General features: G+C 43.5%; 15 protein-coding genes, 1 pseudogene and 1 other annotated feature. Of the genes and pseudogenes, 15 read left to right on the top strand and 1 reads right to left on the bottom strand.

The features are described 5' to 3' along the window. Positions 1-96: 96 nt before the first annotated feature. The 5 genes and pseudogenes from hsdR to U2H13_RS13425 all read left to right on the top strand — a co-directional run bounded on the left by hsdR (position 97) and on the right by U2H13_RS13425 (position 8,287). Positions 97-3,303 (top strand): type I restriction-modification system endonuclease, encoded by a 3,207-nt coding sequence (gene hsdR, locus U2H13_RS13445; protein WP_061860770.1) that lies wholly within the window; start codon positions 97-99, stop codon positions 3,301-3,303. A gap of 132 nt (positions 3,304-3,435) precedes the next feature. Continuing rightward, positions 3,436-4,866, top strand: coding sequence for an N-6 DNA methylase (locus tag U2H13_RS13440; RefSeq protein WP_376700497.1), 1,431 nt, complete (start codon positions 3,436-3,438; stop codon positions 4,864-4,866). After that, positions 4,863-6,323 carry a restriction endonuclease subunit S gene (locus U2H13_RS13435; RefSeq protein WP_376700496.1) on the top strand — a complete coding sequence of 487 codons (1,461 nt, stop codon included), beginning with the start codon at positions 4,863-4,865 and terminating at the stop codon, positions 6,321-6,323. The genes U2H13_RS13440 and U2H13_RS13435 overlap by 4 nt, the downstream gene beginning before the upstream one ends. Before the next feature lie 446 nt (positions 6,324-6,769). Then, positions 6,770-7,370 (top strand): annotated as a pseudogene (locus U2H13_RS13430) (recombinase family protein). Positions 7,371-8,101: 731 nt separating this feature from the next. Further along, positions 8,102-8,287, top strand: a complete 186-nt coding sequence (locus tag U2H13_RS13425) for a hypothetical protein (RefSeq protein ID WP_007408136.1) — start codon at positions 8,102-8,104, stop codon at positions 8,285-8,287. A 39-nt stretch (positions 8,288-8,326) separates the two neighbouring features. Here U2H13_RS13425 and U2H13_RS13420 read toward each other — a convergent pair whose 3' ends face one another. Continuing rightward, complete coding sequence (locus U2H13_RS13420) at positions 8,327-8,677, bottom strand: hypothetical protein (protein ID WP_029973361.1); 351 nt, start codon at positions 8,675-8,677, stop codon at positions 8,327-8,329. 422 nt (positions 8,678-9,099) lie between these two features. Next, positions 9,100-9,351, top strand: a binding site (T-box leader). A gap of 119 nt (positions 9,352-9,470) precedes the next feature. Between U2H13_RS13420 and ilvB the strand changes: the two genes are divergently transcribed. From ilvB to clpX, 10 genes are all read left to right on the top strand, one after another. Then, positions 9,471-11,195, top strand: a complete 1,725-nt coding sequence (ilvB, locus tag U2H13_RS13415) for an acetolactate synthase large subunit (protein ID WP_376700495.1) — start codon at positions 9,471-9,473, stop codon at positions 11,193-11,195. Next, positions 11,192-11,710, top strand: a complete 519-nt coding sequence (gene ilvN, locus U2H13_RS13410) for an acetolactate synthase small subunit (RefSeq protein WP_003152598.1) — start codon at positions 11,192-11,194, stop codon at positions 11,708-11,710. The genes ilvB and ilvN overlap by 4 nt, the downstream gene beginning before the upstream one ends. 22 nt (positions 11,711-11,732) lie before the next feature. Further along, complete coding sequence (gene ilvC / locus U2H13_RS13405; protein ID WP_014418562.1) at positions 11,733-12,761, top strand: ketol-acid reductoisomerase; 1,029 nt, start codon at positions 11,733-11,735, stop codon at positions 12,759-12,761. Further along, entirely contained in the window at positions 12,748-14,304 is a 1,557-nt protein-coding gene (locus tag U2H13_RS13400) for a 2-isopropylmalate synthase (protein ID WP_032870763.1), read from the top strand. Before ilvC ends, U2H13_RS13400 begins: the two co-directional genes overlap by 14 nt. 20 nt (positions 14,305-14,324) lie before the next feature. Then, positions 14,325-15,422, top strand: coding sequence for a 3-isopropylmalate dehydrogenase (gene leuB, locus U2H13_RS13395; RefSeq protein WP_014418560.1), 1,098 nt, complete (start codon positions 14,325-14,327; stop codon positions 15,420-15,422). A gap of 49 nt (positions 15,423-15,471) precedes the next feature. Then, complete coding sequence (gene leuC / locus U2H13_RS13390) at positions 15,472-16,890, top strand: 3-isopropylmalate dehydratase large subunit (RefSeq protein ID WP_014418559.1); 1,419 nt, start codon at positions 15,472-15,474, stop codon at positions 16,888-16,890. Positions 16,891-16,905: 15 nt separating this feature from the next. Next, a complete protein-coding gene (leuD, locus tag U2H13_RS13385; RefSeq protein WP_109567096.1) occupies positions 16,906-17,505 on the top strand; it encodes a 3-isopropylmalate dehydratase small subunit in 600 nt (199 codons plus the stop codon). A gap of 117 nt (positions 17,506-17,622) precedes the next feature. Then, positions 17,623-18,627 carry a DNA damage checkpoint antagonist DdcA gene (ddcA, locus tag U2H13_RS13380; protein WP_021494396.1) on the top strand — a complete coding sequence of 335 codons (1,005 nt, stop codon included), beginning with the start codon at positions 17,623-17,625 and terminating at the stop codon, positions 18,625-18,627. A 216-nt stretch (positions 18,628-18,843) separates the two neighbouring features. Beyond that, positions 18,844-20,118 carry a trigger factor gene (gene tig / locus U2H13_RS13375; RefSeq protein ID WP_003152618.1) on the top strand — a complete coding sequence of 425 codons (1,275 nt, stop codon included), beginning with the start codon at positions 18,844-18,846 and terminating at the stop codon, positions 20,116-20,118. 271 nt (positions 20,119-20,389) lie between these two features. After that, positions 20,390-21,652, top strand: coding sequence for an ATP-dependent protease ATP-binding subunit ClpX (gene clpX, locus U2H13_RS13370; protein WP_003152620.1), 1,263 nt, complete (start codon positions 20,390-20,392; stop codon positions 21,650-21,652). Positions 21,653-21,721 lie beyond the last annotated feature (69 nt).

Here is a 21,721-nt window from a genome sequence, read left to right as displayed (position 1 = left end):
GCAGAGTAGAAAAAAGAGCGATACATATTATTCCTAATTTTTGCATGATTATAGTATAATAGACACAAACAACCTTTTAGGAAAACGGTGATAACAATGAGTGGCAACTTTTCATTTTTTCAAGGGAAATGGGATGTACTTGCTAACTTGGGAGAGACAGCTGAGAGAAATGTATATCATGACCCCCATACAACAGTAATGAAACTGCGATTGTTCGCTGAAACACTAACTAAATTTATTCTTGCCGCTGAAAATATTAAAGAGGCATATGGTACAACGCAAGTGGATCGCATTAACACTTTGCGTCGGGAAAGGTTACTTGAGCCTGAATTAATTGATATATTAGAGGCTCTTCGTCGCAAAGGGAATGTAGCGATGCATGAAGCGGATTATGGAAAAGTAGAAGAAGCAAAGGCTTTGTTGCAATTAACGTTCCGCTTGTCCATTTGGTTCATGGAGGTATATGGTGATTGGGATTTTCAAGCACCAGAGTATACAGAACTTCAAGAACAAGTAGAACAGAGTACAGAAACACTTCAGCGAGAATATGAGGAGAAAGTCAAAAAGCTTGAAGAAGAATTAGAGGCAATTCGTCGACAGGCGGAAGTGGAACAAGAAGAGGTAAAAATCGAGCGTAAAAAAATATCCAAAAACTTTATACGTCGACAACAATTAACTGAAGCCGAAACGCGTACGATTATTGATGGAAAACTACGTGCTGTTGGATGGGAAGTAGACACAACTGTACTAAATCATCAAAAGAACGGAACGCTGCCAGAGAAAAATCGAAACATGGCAATTGCTGAATGGAAGGTCAATGGCGGCAGGATTGACTATGCGTTGTTTATTGGCTTAAAGCTTGTTGGCTTTATTGAAGCTAAGGCAAAAAAGAAAACGATTCCTGGCGCATTAGAAAGTCAAACAAAAGTGTATGCAAAAAATGTGGCACAAGTCGAAGATGAAGTCATCACACCTACAACAGGTGAATATAAGGTGCCGTTCTTATACGCAACGAACGGCCGACCATACTTGAAACAACTTCAAGAAGAGTCGGGCATCTGGTTTTGGGATTCACGTAAACCGTTAGAACATGCTCGCCCATTAGAAGGCTGGCATTCACCTGACGACTTGCAGCTTCTTCTTAGTCAAGATGATAAGGATGCGAATAAACGATTAGAAGAAGAGGATATTACGAAGTTTGGTTTGCGTCATTATCAGCAAAGAGCGGTACTTTCCGCTGAAGAGGGATTAAAAGAAGGGCAACGAAGAATGCTTATTGCGATGGCAACTGGAACTGGGAAAACTCGTACAGCTATCGCCCTCATGTATCGCTTAATTAAGTCCAAAAAATGTCGTCGTATTCTTTTCCTTGTAGACCGTAATTCGTTAGGAAAACAGACAGAGGATGCACTTAAGGATACAAAAATTGAAGGCTACTCATTTGCTGATATATACGATGTGAAGTCTTTAGAAGACATGTCTCCAGAAGTTGAAACGAAGGTGCAAATTGCGACGGTGCAGGGAATGGTTAGAAGACTTTTCTATAGCGATAACGAAAAGCTTCCAAGTGTCGGGCAGTATGATTTCATCATTGTAGATGAAGCACATCGTGGCTATACAAGTGACAAAGAAATGTCAGAGGAAGAATTGAAATTCCGTGACCAAAATGATTATATTAGCCAATATCGACGTGTAATTGATTATTTTGATGCGGCATGTTTAGGACTTACTGCAACACCAGCTCTTCATACAACAGAGATTTTTGGTATGCCTATTTTTAAGTATTCTTATAGTGAAGCGGTTCTGGATGGCTACTTAGTTGACCATGAACCACCATATCTGTTTAAGACAGAACTTTCACAAGTCGGCATTACTCTTGAAAAAGACGAAGAAGTTGAAGTGTATGATGTTGATAAAGGCGAGATTCAACTAGAAAAAATGGAAGATACCATTCATTTTGAGGTTGAGCAGTTTAATAAACGGGTAATTACTGAACCTTTTAATCGGGCGGTTCTAAACAAACTGGTTGAATACATTGATCCGACAGGAAAAGAGAAAACTCTTATCTTTGCAGCCACTGACCAACACGCAGATTTGGTTGTTCGGTTATTAAAGGAAGCCTTTAAAGAACGTGGCGATGAAATTGAAGATGATGCTATTATGAAAATTACTGGCTATATTTATAAGCCATTAGATGCCATTAAAAGGTTTAAGAACGAGCGGCTGCCAAATGTCGTTGTAACGGTTGATTTACTCACCACAGGCATTGACGTTCCTCCAATAACAAATCTAGTATTCTTACGGCGTATACAGTCTCGTATTCTTTATGACCAAATGCTTGGACGTGCAACCCGTCTTTGTCCCGACATTGGAAAAACACACTTTAACATTTACGATGCAGTGGGCATCTACGATAAATTGCAAAACTATACGGAGATGAAACCTGTTGTAAAGAAACAAAATTACAGTATCGGTGAACTATATGAATCACTTGCCAATGCTACTGCAGAAGATGAAGCTTCGTTTTATCGTGACCAATTGGCAGCGAAAATTCAGCGTCGCAAGCAAAGGCTGAATGAAGAAGGAAAACAAAAGTTTGAAGAATTGTCGAATGGAAAAAATGTGGATGAGTGGGCGAAAGAAATTCAAACGTATACGCCACAAGAAGCAAAACAGCACAACATGTTATTTGAATATATGGAAGCCTATCGGGTAAAAGGCGAGAAACGATATATCTCCAACAAAGAGGATGAAGTAACAGATGTGGTTCGGGGATATGGTGAAGGAAACAAGAGACCAGAAGATTATTTAGAAGGTTTCGTTCGTTTTATCCAAGAAAATATTAATGAAATTCCCGCTCTTCATCTTATTTGCACACGACCGAAAGATTTAACAAGGCAGGATTTACGAGAACTTATTACCATTCTAGAAACGAAAGGCTTTAAGCAATCGCATTTGCAGACAGCTTGGAAGCAGACAAAAAATGAAGACATTGCAGCAGACATTATTAGCTTTATTCGCCAAGCTGCATTAGGTGAAGCGCTAGTTGCCCATGAAGCACGTATTAAACAGGCGATGCAAAAAGTGTATTCACTGCATGATTGGACTCCAAGACAGAAGAAATGGTTAGAGAGAATAGAAAAGCAATTACTTAAAGTGCCTGTATTAGCACCGACTGCAGAAGAGGCATTCTCGGAAGAACCATTTAAAACTCCGGGCGGCTATAAATTGCTGAAGCGGGAGTTCGGTGACTATATTGATACGGTTGTTACCACTATAAATGAGAACCTTTATATTAGTTAATAATGTGCCTCTTCATAGGGGCACTTTTTAAGTTATAATAGATAAGTTACTTTATCCTTGATTTTCACTTTAATGAGGTTTGAATGAGAATCCAACACTAAAATATACTCGGAGTTAGCAGGAGGCTGAAAAATGAACAACCAAGAAATCGTTCAAAAACTATGGAATTTATGTAATGTGTTACGTGATGATGGGATTACCTATCAGCAATATGTAACAGAGTTAACCTACTTATTATTCCTCAAAATGATGAAGGAGCAGGAAACAGAAGGTGTGATTCCAGAAGGGAATCGATGGGATGATTTGTTAGATAAAGAAGGTTTGGAATTAAAGACATTTTATCAGCAATTGTTACTTGAATTAGGAAGCAGTGAAAATGAGCGGCTGCGTCTAATATACAGTGATGCTTCTACAAGTATTGCTGAGCCGAAAAACTTAGAGAAGATTATTAAATCTATTGATGCCCTTGATTGGTACAATGCAAAAGAAGAAGGGCTAGGCAATCTTTATGAGGGTCTATTAGAGAAGAATGCAAGTGAAAAGAAATCAGGAGCGGGGCAATACTTCACACCTCGTGTATTAATTGATGTGATGGTTCAATTAATCGACCCGAAAATCGGTGAGCGGTGCGCTGACCCTGCAGCTGGAACATTCGGTTTCATGATTGCTGCAGACCAATATTTAAAGAATCAAACAGATGACTACTTCGATATAGAACCACAAGAAGCCGAGTTCCAAAAGAAAGAAGCTTTTGTAGGTATGGAACTTGTTAAAGATACGCATCGTCTGGCACTCATGAATGCGTTGCTTCATAATATCGAAGGACGTTTGGAACAAGGCGATACTTTATCGGGTAACGGGAAATGGATGAAGAACTTTGATGTTATTTTAACAAACCCGCCGTTCGGTACAAAAAAAGGCGGGGAACGGGTATCCCGTGACGATTTAACGTTTGAAACATCGAACAAACAGTTGAATTTCTTGCAGTTGATTTATAACGCATTAAAAGATGATGGAAATGCAAGAGCAGCGGTTATCTTGCCCGATAATGTCTTGTTTGAAAGCGGGATTGGCTCACAAATTCGTCGTGACTTGATGAACAAATGTAACTTACACACGATTTTACGCTTACCAACAGGAATTTTTTATGCGCAAGGTGTAAAAACGAATGTCTTATTCTTTACAAGGGGAACAACAGACCAAGATAACACGAAGGATGTATGGGTATATGATCTCCGGACAAATATGACTTCATTTGGCAAACGTAATCAGCTAACAATGGCTCATTTTGAAAACTTCATGAAGGCATATGTAGCTGAAGACCGTTCTAAGATAGAAGATGAGCGTTGGAATGTGTTTACACGAGAAGATATCGCAAAAAAAGATGATAGTTTAGATATTGGATTAATTGCAGATGAATCATTATCTTCATACGACAACTTGCCAGACCCAATTGCATCAGCAGAAGAAGCGATTGTGAAACTTCAACAGGCAATGGATTTATTAAATGAAGTAGTTGAGGAGTTACGTGCTGTTGAAGAGGATGAGGTGGTCATAAAATGAGTAAGAAAAAAAAGACCATTGGGGAATTGTTAGAAGAAGCACTAGTACCAGAGGATGAGCAACCATTCCAAGTACCTGAGAATTGGGTTTGGGTAAGAACTGAAACAGCAAATGGCATAGTTACAGGTTCTACCCCAGCTAAGAAACAGAGTGAGTATTATGGTGGTGGCTTTCCATTTGTGAAGCCAGCAGATTTAGAACAAGGTAGCGAAGTTATTCATGCTTCTGAATATTTGACTGAGAAGGGCAAAGCCGTTTCTAGAATTATACCAAAGGAATCTACGATGGTATGTTGTATTGGTTCTATTGGAAAGGCTGGATTTAGTACTGTTGAATGTACAACTAATCAACAAATAAATTCACTTGTGCCAAATAAGAAAATGATTAACCCAAAGTTTAACTATTATCAAGTTTTAAATGGAACTTACCAAAATGAGCTTTGGAATCGCTCTTCTGCCACAACAGTTTCAATAATTAATAAAGGAAAAATGTCTTTGATTCCTTATGTTTTACCTCCTTTTAATGAACAAAAACGGATTGCTGAGAAAGTGGAGCGTCTTTTAAGTAAAATTGAAGAAGCAAAGCAGTTGATTGAGGAAGCGAAGGATACGTTTGAACTTCGTCGAGCGGCTATTTTGGATAAGGCGTTTAGGGGAGAGTTGACGAGGAAGTGGCGAGAAGAACACCCTGATATAGAAAATGCAGAAGTGTTATATGATAAAATAATTAGTCTAATTAAGCCTGAAAAATTCGAGATTATTGAAGAGCAAAGTGAGTATATTCCATGTAAATGGAAATGGGTCAGACTGGGAGAAGTTGTACAAGTAAATCCTCCGAAGAAAAAGTTAAATGAAGTATCTGAAGAACAAAAATGTACATTTATACCGATGCCTGCGGTGAGTGATAAAACTGGTAAAATCGAAGAACCAGAAGAAAGAGAATATGGAAAAGTTAAAAAAGGCTACACGTTTTTTTTAGAGAATGATGTACTGTTTGCTAAGATTACCCCTTGTATGGAAAATGGAAAATCAGCTATAGCTAGACAATTAAAAAACGGATTTGGCTATGGTTCAACAGAATTTCATGTTTTACGTACTTCTGAGTATGTGAATGAACAGTATATTCACTATTTGGTTCGTTCACAAAGGTTTAGGGCAAAAGCTAAGAGAGAAATGACTGGAGCGGTTGGTCAGCAACGAGTGCCAAAAGAATTTTTATTGAACTATCCATTTCCTCTACCACCTAAAGAGGAACAAGATGCTATTGTAAACATTTTGGATGATATCTTCGCTAAGGACAATTGTTCAAAATTCAATCTTCAACTCGAATCTGAGTTGGACATATTGAAAAAATGCATCCTTTCGAAAGCTTTTCGTGGCGAACTTGGAACAAATGATCCAAGTGAAGAAAGTGCTGTTGAATTGCTAAAAGAAGTGTTACAAGAACAAGTAAGATAGTTATAAGAAGACATCCGATTTAATTGGATGTCTTTTATGGTTGCATAGATGCCAAGTTGTGGTATTGATTTGATACAGAACCACTCTCATTCACAAACTGACAATCGGTAAATTTTCGACACTCACCTTATGAATGTGATTTAGCATGGTAAAGTAATAAGAATTGCAGTGAATCCCTATTCAAGTTCGACAATGGTATCGATAGTAAAGGTGAGCCTTTTAAGTGATATCAAAGGAAAGATAACGCTGCATTTATCATGTTGTTTTCGATAGGTTATGTGTTACAAAAGATACAATTTTTACGATGCGCTTTGTGACTGTAGAATAAGGGTTCAGGGAGTATCATATGGTATTTGATTGACTTTTGGTACGCATCATAATTGAGATTGACCTTTTGATGCAAAGGCGTTGCGATTAGAGTATCAAATAACAAGGCGGAATTAATTATGGACAACAAAGAATTTAAATATGTTAGAGTAAGCAGCAAAGACCAAAACGAAGCACGTCAACTGGATAGTATGTATGCTCTTGGAATCGATGAGCGTGATATACATATCGATAAGCAAATCGGGAAAGACTTCAATAGACCTCAATACCAAGCTTTGAAATTGCGTTTGCGAAAAGGAGATACGTTATACATACATTCATTAGATAGGCTAGGTCGTAACAAAGAGATGATTTTAAACGAGTGGAAAGATATCACACAGAACATCGAAGCACATATTGTTGTAATTGATAAGCCATTGTTGGATACACGGAAATACAATGAATCCATCGGTTCTTTCGTGGCTGACTTGGTGTTACAGGTATTATCATGGGTTGCTGAAGAAGAGAGAACGAAGATTAAGACTCGTCAAGCTGAAGGGATAGCTCCAGCTAAGGCACAGGGCAAACATCTTGGAAGACCTAAAACAACTATTACAACTGAGTTTGAGCAGGCTTATATACAATGGAAACCAGGAGAAATTACAGCGGTTGAAGCAATGAAGAAATCAAGTATGACGAAGGCCATTCTATCGCAGGGTTAAGGAATATGAAGAAAGCTAAAGGATTCCTATTTCTTCTCTCTTTCTTTATATAAAGGATATGGGGGGAGGGATATTTCCACATTTTCACTGGGGACATGAAAGTGATAAACCTATAGTCGGTTCATCCACACACCATGAAAAAAATTGATCTTTTAGAAACGAATCTAATTATAGTCCATCTCAAATTACATTATTTTAAATGATCAATCTCTATCCCATTCTTTGTTATCTCTCATGAAACCACGCCTTTAAATAAATACCTTTACGTTTTAATATAGCAGATTTAACTGTATTACCTTTTCAATAGGGTTGTTTTCTACTATATGAATGCTTGTATTATAAAGTGTAAGCAAATATAATAGAAATTAAGTCAATCGGTCAAAGTTCGGAAAGTGACTGTTATACATGAACGTAACGATAGCAATATGTAAAGGATGAAGGCCGGATAGAGCAACGGCCTTCTAAGCCGTCGGTCGGGAGTTCGAATCTCTCCTGGGACGTATAAAAAACCTCAAGCCCTGACAATGGGTTTGAGGTTTTTTTGTATTTTATTTTTAATTTTACGAAACAAAAGTTCCGTATTTGATGAAAATTGTAAAGTAATTTTAATATAAATGAAACTTAATGTAATATTTACCGTAATAAATATATGTATAAAGATACTTAAGGCGCCCTTGAGTGATAAATTATCTAATTTCTATCATGTGTTTTGTCAATAATTGATAGAAAGACAGCAGGAGGAATTAGCTTTTGAAGTACGCATTTGCATATAAAAATCACAATATAGAAACGATCTTTTGCGGAAAAGACGAGCTGTTTGAGGAACTGAAGCAATTTTTAATCACTCAATGCGGTTTAATCATTGTTGAGGTTTCAAGGGCTGATTACTATACGGAGCAGGAAATGAATCAATGGAATGACCGTTATACTCTGTGAATAAGAAAAGAAACCGGCCGTGTGAGACCGGTTTTTGTATCATCTGAATCCGCTCGGAGCGCTGAAGCCCCCGGCATGGCCGCTGAAACCGCCCCCGAGCGCGCCGGGATGTGCCCCGGCGCCGAGGCTTCCGCCGACGTCACTGAAGGATTGGCCGTAGTACCCGGATGTATAAGGGTATGGGACGAATTGCTGTCCGGCGAATGACAGCGTGCTTTGCGGGGTCTGCTGTCCGTATCCGGATGACGGGAATCCCTGCTGAAAAGAAGGGTCACCTTGATATGGTGCTGTATGCATCGGGGCCGGAGGATAATAAGACTGCGGCGGTAAGACCGGTAAAGGCGGAAATCCGGGAGGCAGGCCCTGCATGCCTGATAACATCTTATTCATGACATCACTCATTTCTTACGAGATAAGAACAGTGTATGCGTATGTCTGTATAAAGAGCCTGTTCAATCGAACGGAATATCTGACAAGCATGCCGGAAGGACAGAGAAAAATCGTGTAATAAAATGTGACATATTCGTATATGAACGGAAAAATTTCATGTAATCTTGAGAGATTAATAAAAAAATGATAAAAACTTTTAATATTTACAGATCCCTTTGTACCAGTAATGAAAGCGTATACAAAGTAGATTGATTAATCTAAATTGTCTAATAATTATAAAAATGCTGTTGACACTGTCTGCAAACGGGCGTAATATGAGTTCAAACAAAAATAAATAAATGATTCACGCTAAAAAGAAAAATCATAAAACACTGAAAAAACAAACAAATGAAGGTTCTTTTTTAATAAAAGAGCTGCCATAATAAAAAGCGCAGAAGAGGATAAGTAGCTTTGCTGAAGTTTTTCACAGAGAGCCGGTAACGCTGAGAGCCGGTAAAACAAATCAAAGTGAACTCCCCTCAGAGTGCCGGTCTGAAATGTAAAGAGTAGGACTCGGCCGAGTGAACGCAATGTTTACTCGTTATCAAAACGGATAATCATTATCCATGAGACGGTCTGCATATGACCGTAAACAAGGGTGGTACCGCGGAGAGCAAAGCCTTTTCGCCCCTTTTGGCTATCGCATGAAATGCTTGGCTGAATGTGGGTGGGAAGGCTTTTTTATTTGCGTCAGCCGGCGCTGCGTTTTATGAATTGGATTTTAGAAGGGAACATTGAAAAGGAGGAACTGAAAATGGGCACAAATGTACAGGCGGATTCTTTGTCTGCCGATTGTACAAAAACAATGAACGGGGCTCTGATGCTGATTGAATCATTAAAGAAAGAAAATGTCGAGATGATCTTCGGCTATCCGGGGGGAGCCGTCCTTCCGATTTACGATAAACTGTATCAATCAGGGCTGGTTCACATCCTGCCCCGCCACGAGCAAGGCGCGATTCATGCGGCAGAAGGGTATGCGAGAGTCTCCGGAAAGCCGGGGGTTGTGATTGCTACTTCCGGACCCGGAGCGACAAATTTAGTTACCGGTCTTGCGGATGCGATGATAGATTCATTGCCGCTCGTAGTGTTTACCGGTCAGGTGGCCACTTCGGTCATCGGCAGCGACGCTTTCCAGGAAGCCGACATTTTAGGAATTACGATGCCGATTACGAAACACAGCTACCAAGTCCGCCATCCGGAAGATCTCCCCCGCGTGATTAAAGAGGCGTTCCATATCGCCACGACGGGAAGACCGGGCCCGGTATTAATTGATATACCGAAGGATGTCGCAGCATTTGAAGGGGAGTTCAGATATGATCACGAGATCAGCCTTCCGGGTTATCAGCCGGTAAAAGAGCCTAACTATCTGCAGATCCGAAAGCTCGTGGAAGCTGTCAGCAGTGCGAAAAAGCCGGTTATTTTAGCCGGAGCGGGTGTTTTGCACGGTAAAGCTTCAGAAGATTTAAAAAATTATGCCGAACAGCAGCAAATACCGGTAGCCCACACGCTTCTCGGTCTGGGCGGTTTCCCGGCAGACCATCCTCTTTTTCTGGGAATGGCGGGGATGCACGGCACATACACAGCGAATATGGCGCTTTACCACTGTGACTTGTTGATCAGCATCGGAGCGCGGTTCGATGATCGCGTGACCGGAAATCTGAAGCATTTTGCAAAATCGGCCAAAGTAGCGCATATCGATATTGATCCGGCTGAAATCGGAAAAATTATCGAAACGCAGATCCCGGTGGTCGGCGACAGTAAAATCGTCCTTCAGGAATTATTGAAGCAAAATGGAAAACAGGGACAGACAGAGGAATGGAAACAGCAACTTTCAGAATGGAAAGAAGAATATCCGCTTTGGTATACAGACAACAGAGAAGAGGGCTTGAAACCCCAAAAGCTGATTGAGTATATTCACCAATTCACAAACGGAGAGGCGATTGTGGCGACGGATGTCGGCCAGCACCAGATGTGGGCGGCTCAGTTTTATCCTTTCCGAAAGGCTGATAAGTGGGTGACCTCGGGGGGACTCGGCACAATGGGCTTCGGCCTTCCGGCGGCTATCGGAGCGCAGCTGGCCGATCGTAACGCCACGGTCGTTGCCATCCTCGGAGACGGCGGTTTTCAGATGACCCTTCAGGAATTAGATGTCATCCGGCAGCTGAATCTTCCTGTCAAAGTGGTTATCTTGAACAACGAATGTCTGGGCATGGTCAGACAGTGGCAGGAAATCTTCTATGAAGAACGCTATTCTGAATCCAAATTCTCGGCGCAGCCTGACTTTGTCAAATTGTCAGAAGCCTACGGCATTAAAGGCGTCCGGATTTCATCGGAAGAAGAGGCGGAAGAAGAGCTTAAAAAGGCGCTTTCATCAAAAGAACCGGCCGTTATTGACGTCCGGGTCGCCAAAAGCGAGAAAGTATTCCCGATGATTGCGCCGGGTAAAGGACTTCATGAAATGGTGGGGGTGAAACCTTGAAACGCATTATCACATTAACGGTGGTCAACCGCTCGGGAGTATTAAACCGGATCACCGGCCTGTTTACAAAAAGACACTATAATATCGAAAGCATCACTGTAGGCCACACGGAAACAAGCGGTGTTTCAAGGATTACATTTGTCGTCCATGTGGAAGGCGAAAATGACGTAGAGCAGCTGACAAAGCAGCTTAACAAACAAATTGACGTCCTGAAAGTGACGGATATTACAAACCAATCGATTGTACAGCGTGAGCTGGCATTAATCAAAGTTGTTTCCGCACCGTCGGCCAGAACGGAAATCAATGGAATCATTGAGCCGTTCAGAGCTTCCGTCGTTGATGTATCAAGAGACAGCATCGTCGTTCAGGTTACCGGCGAATCTAATAAAATCGAAGCGCTCATAGAGCTTCTCAAACCTTACGGAATTAAAGAAATCGCGAGAACGGGCACAACGGCTTTTGCGAGGGGAACCCAGCAGAAGGCGTCATCCAATAAAACAATTTCAATTGTATAACACAAAAAAGGGAGAGATTAAAATGGTAAAAGTATATTATAACGGTGATATCAAAGAGAACGTATTGGCAGGTAAAAAAGTAGCGATTATCGGTTACGGTTCACAAGGTCATGCACACGCGCTGAACTTAAAAGAAAGCGGAATTGATGTCATTGTCGGCGTCAGACAAGGCAAATCATTTACACAGGCCCAAGAAGACGGTCATAAAGTCTTTTCGGTAAGAGAAGCGGCTGCCCAGGCTGATATCATTATGGTTCTTCTTCCGGATGAACAGCAGCAAAAAGTATATGAATCTGAAATCAAAGATGAATTGACGGCGGGCAAGTCATTGGTATTCGCACACGGATTTAACGTCCATTTCCATCAGATCGTGCCTCCTGCTGATGTGGATGTATTCCTTGTCGCCCCTAAAGGACCGGGACACCTTGTCAGAAGAACATATGAACAAGGCGCGGGCGTACCGGCATTGTTTGCCATCTACCAGGATGTATCAGGCGAAGCGAAAGATACGGCTCTTGCTTATGCAAAAGGAATCGGCGGAGCGCGTGCGGGCGTTCTTGAAACAACATTTAAGGAAGAAACGGAAACGGATTTGTTCGGTGAGCAGGCTGTTCTGTGCGGAGGTTTAACGGCGCTTGTCAAAGCGGGTTTTGAAACGCTGACAGAAGCCGGCTACCAGCCTGAACTCGCATACTTCGAGTGTCTGCACGAACTGAAGCTGATCGTAGACTTGATGTATGAAGAAGGATTGGCGGGCATGAGATACTCTATCTCCGATACGGCTCAATGGGGAGATTTTGTCTCAGGGCCGCGCGTGGTCGATGCGAAGGTAAAAGAATCGATGAAACAAGTATTAACAGATATTCAAAACGGTACATTCGCGAAAGAATGGATCGTGGAAAACCAAGTGAACCGTCCTCGCTTCAATGCGATCAATGCAAGTGAAAACGAGCATCAGATTGAAAAGGTCGGCAGACAGCTTCGTGAAATGATGCCGTTTGTCAAACAAGGCAAAAAGAAGGAAGCGGTGGTCTCCGTTGCGCAAAATTAATGTTTTCGACACGACCCTTCGTGACGGTGAACAATCCCCCGGGGTCAACCTCAATTCCCGGGAGAAACTGGCGATAGCCAAGCAGCTTGAAAGACTCGGGGTGGATATTATTGAAGCGGGATTTCCCGCTTCATCCCGAGGTGATTTTTTAGCCGTGCAGGAAATCGCAAGAACGATTAAAAATTGTTCGGTAACAGGGCTTGCCCGATCTGTCAAAGGTGACATCGACGCAGCCTGGGAAGCGCTGAAAGACGGGGCCAGCCCGCGGATTCACATCTTTATCGCCACCTCTGACATTCATCTGAAGCATAAGCTGAAAATGACGCGGGAAGAGGTTAAGGAAAAAGCGGTTGAAATGGTGAAGTATGCAAAAGAACGCTTTCCGATCGTTCAATGGTCAGCAGAAGACGCATGCCGCACCGAACTTCCGTTTCTGGCTGAAATCGTTGAAGAAGTGATTGATGCCGGCGCGAGCGTCATCAACCTGCCGGACACTGTAGGTTACCTGACGCCGGCTGAATACGGAAACATCTTTAAATATATGAAGGAACACGTTCCGAATATCAACCGGGTAAAGCTTTCAGCCCATTGCCACGATGATCTCGGAATGGCGGTTGCCAACTCGCTTTCGGCAATTGAGAACGGCGCTGATCAAATTGAATGCGCCATTAACGGCATAGGAGAAAGAGCCGGGAACGCCGCGCTAGAGGAAATCGCCGTTGCGCTTCATGTCAGAAATGACGCGCATCAAGCCGATTCATCCCTCAATCTTCATGAATTGAAGCGGACGAGTGATCTTGTCAGCAAACTGACGGGCATGGCCGTTCCCCGCAATAAAGCAATCGTCGGAGATAACGCTTTCGCACATGAGTCCGGCATTCACCAAGATGGGTTCCTGAAAGAAAAATCAACATATGAAATCATTTCACCGGAACTTGTCGGCGTGACTGCTGATGCGCTCGTACTCGGAAAGCATTCCGGACGCCATGCGTTCAAAGACCGCCTGAATGCGCTTGGATTCCAGTTTGATAGTGAGGAAATCAATAAATTTTTTACGATGTTTAAAGAACTGACCGAAAAGAAAAAAGAAATCACCGATGATGACTTGATTTCTCTTATTTTAGAAGAAAAAGTGACAGACAAAAAAATCGGCTATGAATTTTTGTCTCTGCAAGTGCATTACGGGACGTCTCAGGTGCCGACTGCAACAGTCTCTTTAAAAAATCAGGAAAACGAACAGCTGATTCAAGAGGCGGCAACGGGGGCGGGCAGTGTAGAAGCCGTTTATAATACGCTCGGGCGCTGCATCGATAAAAATATTGAACTGACAGACTACCGCATCCAATCCAACCGGAAAGGCGAAGACGCGCTGGCTCAAGTTTTTGTCAGAGTGACCGTGAACGGAAAAGAAACATCAGGGCGGGGAATCGCGCAGGATGTTCTGGAAGCTTCTGCTAAAGCTTATCTGAACGCCGTGAACCGGCAGTTGGTGCTGGATTGCAATTTAGACGGATTAAAGAGACAGACTGCGGTCGGCTCGTAATAGAAAGGAGAACGTTTGATTTGAAAAAACGCATTGCTTTGCTGCCCGGTGACGGAATCGGACCGGAAGTGGCGGAATCAGCGGCAGATGTATTGAAAAGCGTTGCCGAACAATTCGGACATGAATTTGAATTTGAAAACGGGCTGATCGGGGGAGCAGCTATTGACGCCCATCAAAACCCCCTTCCTGAGGAGACGGTGGCTCTTTGTGAAAGATCCGACGCCATCCTGCTCGGGGCAGTCGGCGGGCCGAAATGGGACCAAAATCCTCCAGAGCTCAGACCGGAAAAAGGCCTGCTTGGCATCAGAAAAAAACTCGGCCTGTTTGCCAATCTGCGTCCCGTGACCGTATTTGAAAGCCTGTCTGAGGCTTCTCCGCTGAAAAAAGAATATATCAGCGGCGTCGACTTTGTAATCGTCAGGGAACTGACGGGCGGCCTCTACTTCGGAGAACCGAGCAGACAGTATGTCAATGAAGCGGGAGAAAAGGAAGCGGTCGATACCCTTTTTTATAAGAAAGAAGAAATCGAACGCGTTGTAAGAGAAGCCTTTAAGATGGCTGCCGGCAGAAAAGGAAAAGTGACGTCCGTCGATAAGGCGAATGTGCTTTCTTCAAGCAGGCTATGGCGGGAAACAGCGGATGAAATCGCAAAAGAATTTCCTGATGTGACGCTTGAACATATGCTTGTCGATAATGCCGCGATGCAGCTCATCTATGCTCCGAGCCAGTTTGACGTCATCGTAACTGAGAATATGTTCGGCGATATTTTAAGCGATGAAGCCTCCATGCTGACAGGCTCGCTCGGCATGCTGCCGTCAGCCAGTTTATCAAGTTCAGGTCTTCACTTGTTTGAACCCGTGCATGGATCTGCGCCTGACATCGCCGGTAAAGGGATGGCCAATCCGTTTGCGGCGATTTTATCAGCGGCGATGCTTTTGAGAACATCTTTCGGACTTGAAAACGAAGCTCAGGCGGTGGAAAAGGCGGTCGCAAAGGTGCTTGCAGACGGCAGCCGTACACGTGATATCGCCCGGGACGGCCAATATGCCGGAACGCATGACATTACTGAAAAAGTAAAAGCCGCATTAGCCGGCTCGAATACAAAATCTATAGTGTGACGCTTTAAAGAAAGCGGTCTTAGTTCATAGGTAGAGGGAGGAAACAAAGATGATGCCTCGAACAATCATCGAAAAGATTTGGGATCGGCATGTTGTAAAAAGCGGTGAAGGAAAACCCGACCTTCTCTATATTGATCTGCACCTAATTCATGAGGTGACGTCTCCTCAGGCGTTTGAAGGGTTAAGGCAGAAGGGGAGAAAGGTCAGACGGCCGCAGAACACATTCGCGACGATGGACCACAATATTCCGACCGTCAACCGTTTTGACATTAAAGATGAAGTCGCAAAGCGCCAAGTAACCGCGCTTGAACGGAATTGTGAGGAGTTCGGCGTCCGTCTTGCGGATCTTCACAGCGCAGACCAGGGAATCGTTCACGTGGTCGGGCCTGAGCTTGGTCTGACACTTCCGGGAAAAACGATCGTTTGCGGAGACAGCCATACATCGACTCACGGCGCGTTCGGAGCGCTTGCCTTCGGTATCGGCACAAGTGAGGTGGAACATGTTCTTTCCACACAGACATTATGGCAGCAACGGCCGAAAACGCTTGAAATCCGCGTTGACGGAACGCTCCAAAAAGGAGTGACCGCGAAGGATGTCATCTTGTCGGTCATCGGAAAATACGGGGTGAAATTCGGTACCGGATATGTCATTGAATACACCGGGGAAGTATTCAGAAACATGTCTATGGACGAACGCATGACGGTCTGCAATATGTCAATAGAAGCGGGAGCACGGGCGGGACTGATCGCTCCAGATGACACGACGATTGAATATTGTAAAAACCGTAAATACGCGCCAAAAGGCGAGGAATTTGAAAAAGCCGCCGCAGAATGGAAAGCGTTACAAACCGATCCGGGCGCCGTATACGATCATTCCATCGTGTTAGACGGCAGCGAGATTTCTCCAATGGTAACATGGGGCGTCAATCCCGGCATGGTTCTTCCGGTCGATGCCCAAATACCGGCGCCGGAAACCATTGATTCTGAAGACGGTAAAAAAGAAGCCATCCGCGCGTACGAATACATGGGAATCGCACCGAATCAAAAAATTGAAGATATTAAAGTCGAGCATGTGTTTATCGGCTCCTGTACAAATTCGCGGATGACCGATCTTCGCCAGGCTGCGGATATGATCAAAGGCCGAAAAGTCGCTGACAGCGTCAGGGCCATTGTGGTGCCGGGTTCTCAAAGCGTGAAACAGCAGGCCGAGGAAGAAGGGCTGCACCGCGTGTTTCTCGAGGCCGGCTTTGAATGGAGAGAATCAGGCTGCAGCATGTGCCTCAGTATGAACAATGATGTCGTGCCTGAAGGGGAACGATGCGCTTCCACTTCCAACCGCAACTTCGAAGGCAGACAGGGAAAAGGCGCGAGAACACACCTTGTCAGTCCGGCGATGGCGGCAATGGCAGCCATTCACGGGCATTTCGTCGATGTAAGAAAGTTTTATCAAGAAAAAACAGTTGTGTAAGGAGTGCGCGAAAAGATGGAACCTTTAAAAACGCATACGGGAAAAGCGGCCGTCTTAAACCGGATCAACGTCGATACGGACCAGATTATTCCGAAACAGTTTTTGAAAAGAATTGAAAGAACCGGATACGGCAGATTCGCGTTTTTTGATTGGAGATACCTTGAGAACGGTGAGCCTGATCCTGAATTTGAATTAAATCGCAAAGTCTATGAAGGCGCGTCCATATTAATTGCCGGAGAGAATTTTGGCTGCGGATCATCCCGTGAGCACGCTCCTTGGGCGCTGGATGATTACGGCTTCAAAATCATCATTGCTCCGTCATTTGCCGATATTTTTCATCAAAACTGTTTTAAAAACGGTATGCTTCCCATCCGTATGCCGTATGATCAGTGGAAAAAACTCGCCGGTCAATATGAAAATCAGTCTCTTAACATGACGGTTGATTTGGAAAACCAGCTCATTCACGACAGTGAAGGAAAAGAGATTTCATTTGAAGTCGATCCGCACTGGAAGGAAATGCTGATAAACGGTTATGATGAAATTTCATTAACGCTTCTGCTGGAGGACGACATTAAGCAGTTTGAATCGAAAAGAAGTTCATGGCTTCAAGCCTGAAAAAAGCCGCCCGGCATCTGTCCGGCGGCTTTTTTTACCGTGCGCACCATCCTTTCTTGTGTTTCATGACGCGTGTTGATACACTTGAACAAAATAGCGCCTGAAAGGAAATAAAGTATGACGCATGACAAGAAAAAAGCTGATATCATTCCTTTCCCCCGTCTGAAAGAACGCTTGGTTGATAAAGGGATGGCCGCCATGAAGGATAAACAGTATCAGGAGGCCCTCGAACTGTTCTCAGAGGCGGTAAGCCACGGTGATACCGAGTCCGACGTACATTTAGGCATGGCGATTTGTTTTCTGGAACTCGGGGAATTGGAAGAAGCAAAACAAGTTTGCGAGAAAATGCTGAATGAAGGGTACGGCCATTATTTTACCGTACTGCAGGTGTACATGACCATTTTAATTCAGCTGAAACAATATGAAGAAGTCAAAAGCACAATTGAAGCTGTGCTGGAAGAAAATCAGCTGCCCGCAGAAAGTGCGGAGCAATTCTACCGGCTGCTCGAATTCAGCCGCAAAATGACCGATCCCGACCAGCAGGATGAAGCATGGGAGGAGGAATACGAGGACATTCTTGATGCGGAAAAAGTGCTGAACAGCCCCGCTGAACAAATGAATCTGATTCATTCTCTTAAAGACCGCAATATTGCAAAATACACGGGTCTCTTAAAAACAATTCTTCAAGATCCGGCCGCGCATCCGCTTATCAAGACGATGATTTTGACGCTGATGGCGGAGCATGACTACAGCAAGCCGGTCCATATTACAAAATTCGGCGATTCAATGACCGCGGTTCCGAGTGAAACGGTTCAGCCTGATGCGGCTCCGATTTTGCATCGCGTTCTCCGGGTGCTTGATGAAACGCTCGGCAATGAAAACCCTACATTATACGCTGCCGTCGAGGAGCTGTGGAGAAGGCATCTGTATGTCCTGCACCCTTTTATGCCGAAGTTTTTGAACGCAGATTTATGGGCGGCGGCGCTTCATAAGGTCGGTTACGAGATGCACGGCATTGACATTGAGCCGGAGGAACTTCATATGATGTACGAGTTTGACAGCCGCGAACTCGAAGAAGCCTGCACGATGATTAAGGATATTGAAGAAATTTCTTATTTGTAAATCACGCCATATAGTTGAAAGCGGTAGGCGTTATGTTATAATATAGTGGTTGTATTTATGTATAGCGGTTTAACTGAAATGAGAATTACGGTTGGACAGGCTGCCAGTTCATTACATAATGATTCTGATTCAAAGCGGTTTTTTCTTTGACAAAGCCGCGGATTGCTTTAGAATGGAAGACCGACACAACCTGAATAGATTTTTGGAGGGAAACACATGTCTGTAAAATGGGAAAAACAAGAAGGCAATGAAGGCGTATTAACGGTTGAAGTTGATGCGGATACGTTCAAAACAGCTCTTGATGATGCATTTAAAAAAGTAGTAAAACAGGTTTCTATTCCTGGATTCCGCAAAGGGAAAGTTCCCCGCGGTTTATTCGAACAGCGTTTCGGCGTTGAAGCTCTTTACCAGGATGCTTTAGATATTTTACTTCCTGTAGAATACCCTAAAGCGGTTGAAGAAGCCGGCATTGAGCCTGTAGACCGCCCTGAAATCGATGTTGAAAAAATCGAAAAAGGCGAAAGCTTGATTTTCACTGCAAAAGTGACTGTAAAACCGGAAGTGAAACTTGGCGATTACAAAGGCTTAGGAATCGAAAAAGATGACACTGCCGTTACTGACGAAGATGTACAAAACGAACTTAAAGCGCTTCAAGAGCGTCAGGCTGAGCTTGTCGTGAAAGAAGAAGGCGCTGTTGAAAACGGCGATACAGTCGTTCTTGACTTCGAAGGTTTCGTTGACGGCGAAGCGTTTGAAGGCGGAAAAGCTGAGAACTACTCACTTGAAGTAGGATCAGGTTCATTCATCCCGGGCTTCGAAGAGCAGTTAACAGGCCTTGAAGCAGGCGCTGAAAAGGATGTTGAAGTAACATTCCCTGAAGAGTATCACGCTGAAGAGCTTGCCGGAAAACCAGCTGTTTTCAAAGTGAAAATTCATGAAATCAAAGCGAAAGAGCTTCCTGAGCTTAACGACGAATTCGCAAAAGACATTGACGAAGAAGTTGAAACGCTTGCTGAATTAACTGAGAAAACAAAAAAACGCCTTGAAGAAGCAAAAGAAAACGAAGCTGACGCTAAATTGCGTGAAGAGCTTGTTCTGAAAGCATCTGAAAACGCTGAAGCTGATGTTCCTCAAGCGATGATCGACACTGAGCTTGACCGCATGCTGAAAGAATTCGAACAGCGTCTGCAAATGCAAGGCATGAACCTTGAGCTTTACACTCAATTCTCAGGCCAAGACGAAAACGCGTTAAAAGAGCAAATGAAAGAAGATGCCGCAAAACGCGTAAAATCAAACCTGACTCTTGAAGCGATCGCTCAAGCTGAAAACCTTGAAGTAACGGACGAAGAAGTTGAAGCTGAGCTGACTAAAATGGCTGAAGCTTACAACATGCCGGTTGAAAACATCAAGCAGGCAATCGGTTCAACTGACGCGATGAAAGAAGATTTAAAAGTTCGAAAAGCAATTGATTTTCTTGTAGAAAACCGTTAATATGGTTCATAATAATAGACATAATAAAACAGGGCGCGATTAATTCGTGCCTTGTTTTGTACAATTATGATATAACTCTTTTTCTTGGGGCAAGATAGTCATTGCCGGGCTGTTTTTCGTCATACATATAGAATGTGCAAGTGCGAAACACATTGTTACCGTCTTACTGGAAAGTATGGTAAAATGCAATACATACTCGATCGTAGCAAGAACCGTTTTCTTTTGCCCTTCAGGTAAAAGAAAAAGTGAGACAAGATTAAGGGGTGAAAGAATGTTTAAATTCAACGAGGAAAAAGGACAATTGAAATGCTCGTTCTGCGGAAAAACGCAAGATCAGGTTCGTAAGCTGGTTGCAGGACCGGGTGTATATATATGCGACGAATGTATTGAGCTCTGTACAGAAATCGTAGAGGAAGAGCTTGGTACAGAAGAAGAAGTCGAATTTAAAGACGTTCCGAAGCCGCAGGAAATCCGCGAGATTCTGAATGAATATGTCATCGGACAGGATCAGGCGAAGAAATCACTTGCGGTTGCGGTATACAACCATTACAAACGCATCAATTCCAACAGTAAAGTGGATGATGTCGAACTTTCTAAAAGTAATATTTCTTTAATCGGACCGACTGGAAGCGGGAAAACACTTCTTGCCCAGACGCTTGCGCGTATTCTGAACGTTCCGTTTGCGATCGCGGACGCTACATCTCTGACTGAAGCCGGATATGTCGGTGAGGACGTAGAAAACATCCTCCTCAAGCTGATTCAGGCAGCAGACTATGATGTGGAAAAAGCAGAAAAAGGCATTATTTATATCGATGAAATCGATAAAGTAGCGCGGAAATCTGAAAACCCGTCCATTACACGCGATGTATCAGGCGAAGGCGTTCAGCAGGCGCTGCTGAAAATTCTTGAAGGAACGGTTGCAAGCGTGCCGCCTCAAGGAGGACGCAAACATCCTCATCAGGAATTCATCCAGATCGATACGACGAACATTCTGTTCATTTGCGGCGGTGCATTTGACGGCATCGAACAAATCATCAAACGCCGTCTCGGACAAAAAGTCATCGGCTTCGGCTCTGATAATAAAGCGGCAGACCTGGAAAAAGAAGAACTGCTTTCTAAAGTTCTTCCGGAAGACTTGCTCCGTTTCGGTCTGATTCCTGAATTCATCGGCCGTCTTCCTGTCATTGCAAGCCTTGAGCAGCTTGACGAAACGGCACTGGTTGAAATTCTGACTAAACCGAAAAACGCACTCGTCAAACAATACAAGAAAATGTTAGAACTTGATGATGTCGAGCTTGAATTTGAAGGCGAGGCATTATCTGAAATTGCGAAAAAAGCGATCGAGCGTAAAACAGGCGCACGCGGCCTGCGTTCTATCATTGAGGGCATCATGCTTGACGTCATGTTTGATCTGCCGTCCCGTGATGATATTGAAAAATGTGTCATTACCGGAGCGACAGTCGCAGACGGTGAAGCGCCGCGTCTTGTATTAAAAGACGGCACTGTTGTCGGCCAAGATAAAACATCAGCATAACACGACAAAACCTCCTGACCCGATTTGATCAGGAGGTTTTTTTCTTGTCCTGACCCTTCTGAAAATGTT

The sequence above is a fragment of the Bacillus sp. A1 genome, from assembly GCF_042296235.1.
In the GTDB taxonomy this organism is placed as follows: Bacteria; Bacillota; Bacilli; order Bacillales; family Bacillaceae; genus Bacillus; species Bacillus velezensis.
The sequence above is the reverse complement of the archived record's forward strand: the minus strand, read 5'-3'. Positions and strand labels throughout refer to the sequence as shown.

What these genes read in the sequence shown, in the direction of transcription:
- hsdR (WP_061860770.1), top strand. Translation starts at nt 97, where the DNA reads ATGAGTGGCAACTTTTCATTTTTTCAAGGGAAATGGGATGTACTTGCT.
- U2H13_RS13440 (WP_376700497.1), top strand. Translation starts at nt 3,436, where the DNA reads ATGAACAACCAAGAAATCGTTCAAAAACTATGGAATTTATGTAATGTG.
- U2H13_RS13435 (WP_376700496.1), top strand. Translation starts at nt 4,863, where the DNA reads ATGAGTAAGAAAAAAAAGACCATTGGGGAATTGTTAGAAGAAGCACTA.
- U2H13_RS13420 (WP_029973361.1), bottom strand. Translation starts at nt 8,677, where the DNA reads ATGAATAAGATGTTATCAGGCATGCAGGGCCTGCCTCCCGGATTTCCG.
- ilvB (WP_376700495.1), top strand. Translation starts at nt 9,471, where the DNA reads ATGGGCACAAATGTACAGGCGGATTCTTTGTCTGCCGATTGTACAAAA.
- ilvC (WP_014418562.1), top strand. Translation starts at nt 11,733, where the DNA reads ATGGTAAAAGTATATTATAACGGTGATATCAAAGAGAACGTATTGGCA.
- leuC (WP_014418559.1), top strand. Translation starts at nt 15,472, where the DNA reads ATGATGCCTCGAACAATCATCGAAAAGATTTGGGATCGGCATGTTGTA.
- leuD (WP_109567096.1), top strand. Translation starts at nt 16,906, where the DNA reads ATGGAACCTTTAAAAACGCATACGGGAAAAGCGGCCGTCTTAAACCGG.
- ddcA (WP_021494396.1), top strand. Translation starts at nt 17,623, where the DNA reads ATGACGCATGACAAGAAAAAAGCTGATATCATTCCTTTCCCCCGTCTG.
- tig (WP_003152618.1), top strand. Translation starts at nt 18,844, where the DNA reads ATGTCTGTAAAATGGGAAAAACAAGAAGGCAATGAAGGCGTATTAACG.
- clpX (WP_003152620.1), top strand. Translation starts at nt 20,390, where the DNA reads ATGTTTAAATTCAACGAGGAAAAAGGACAATTGAAATGCTCGTTCTGC.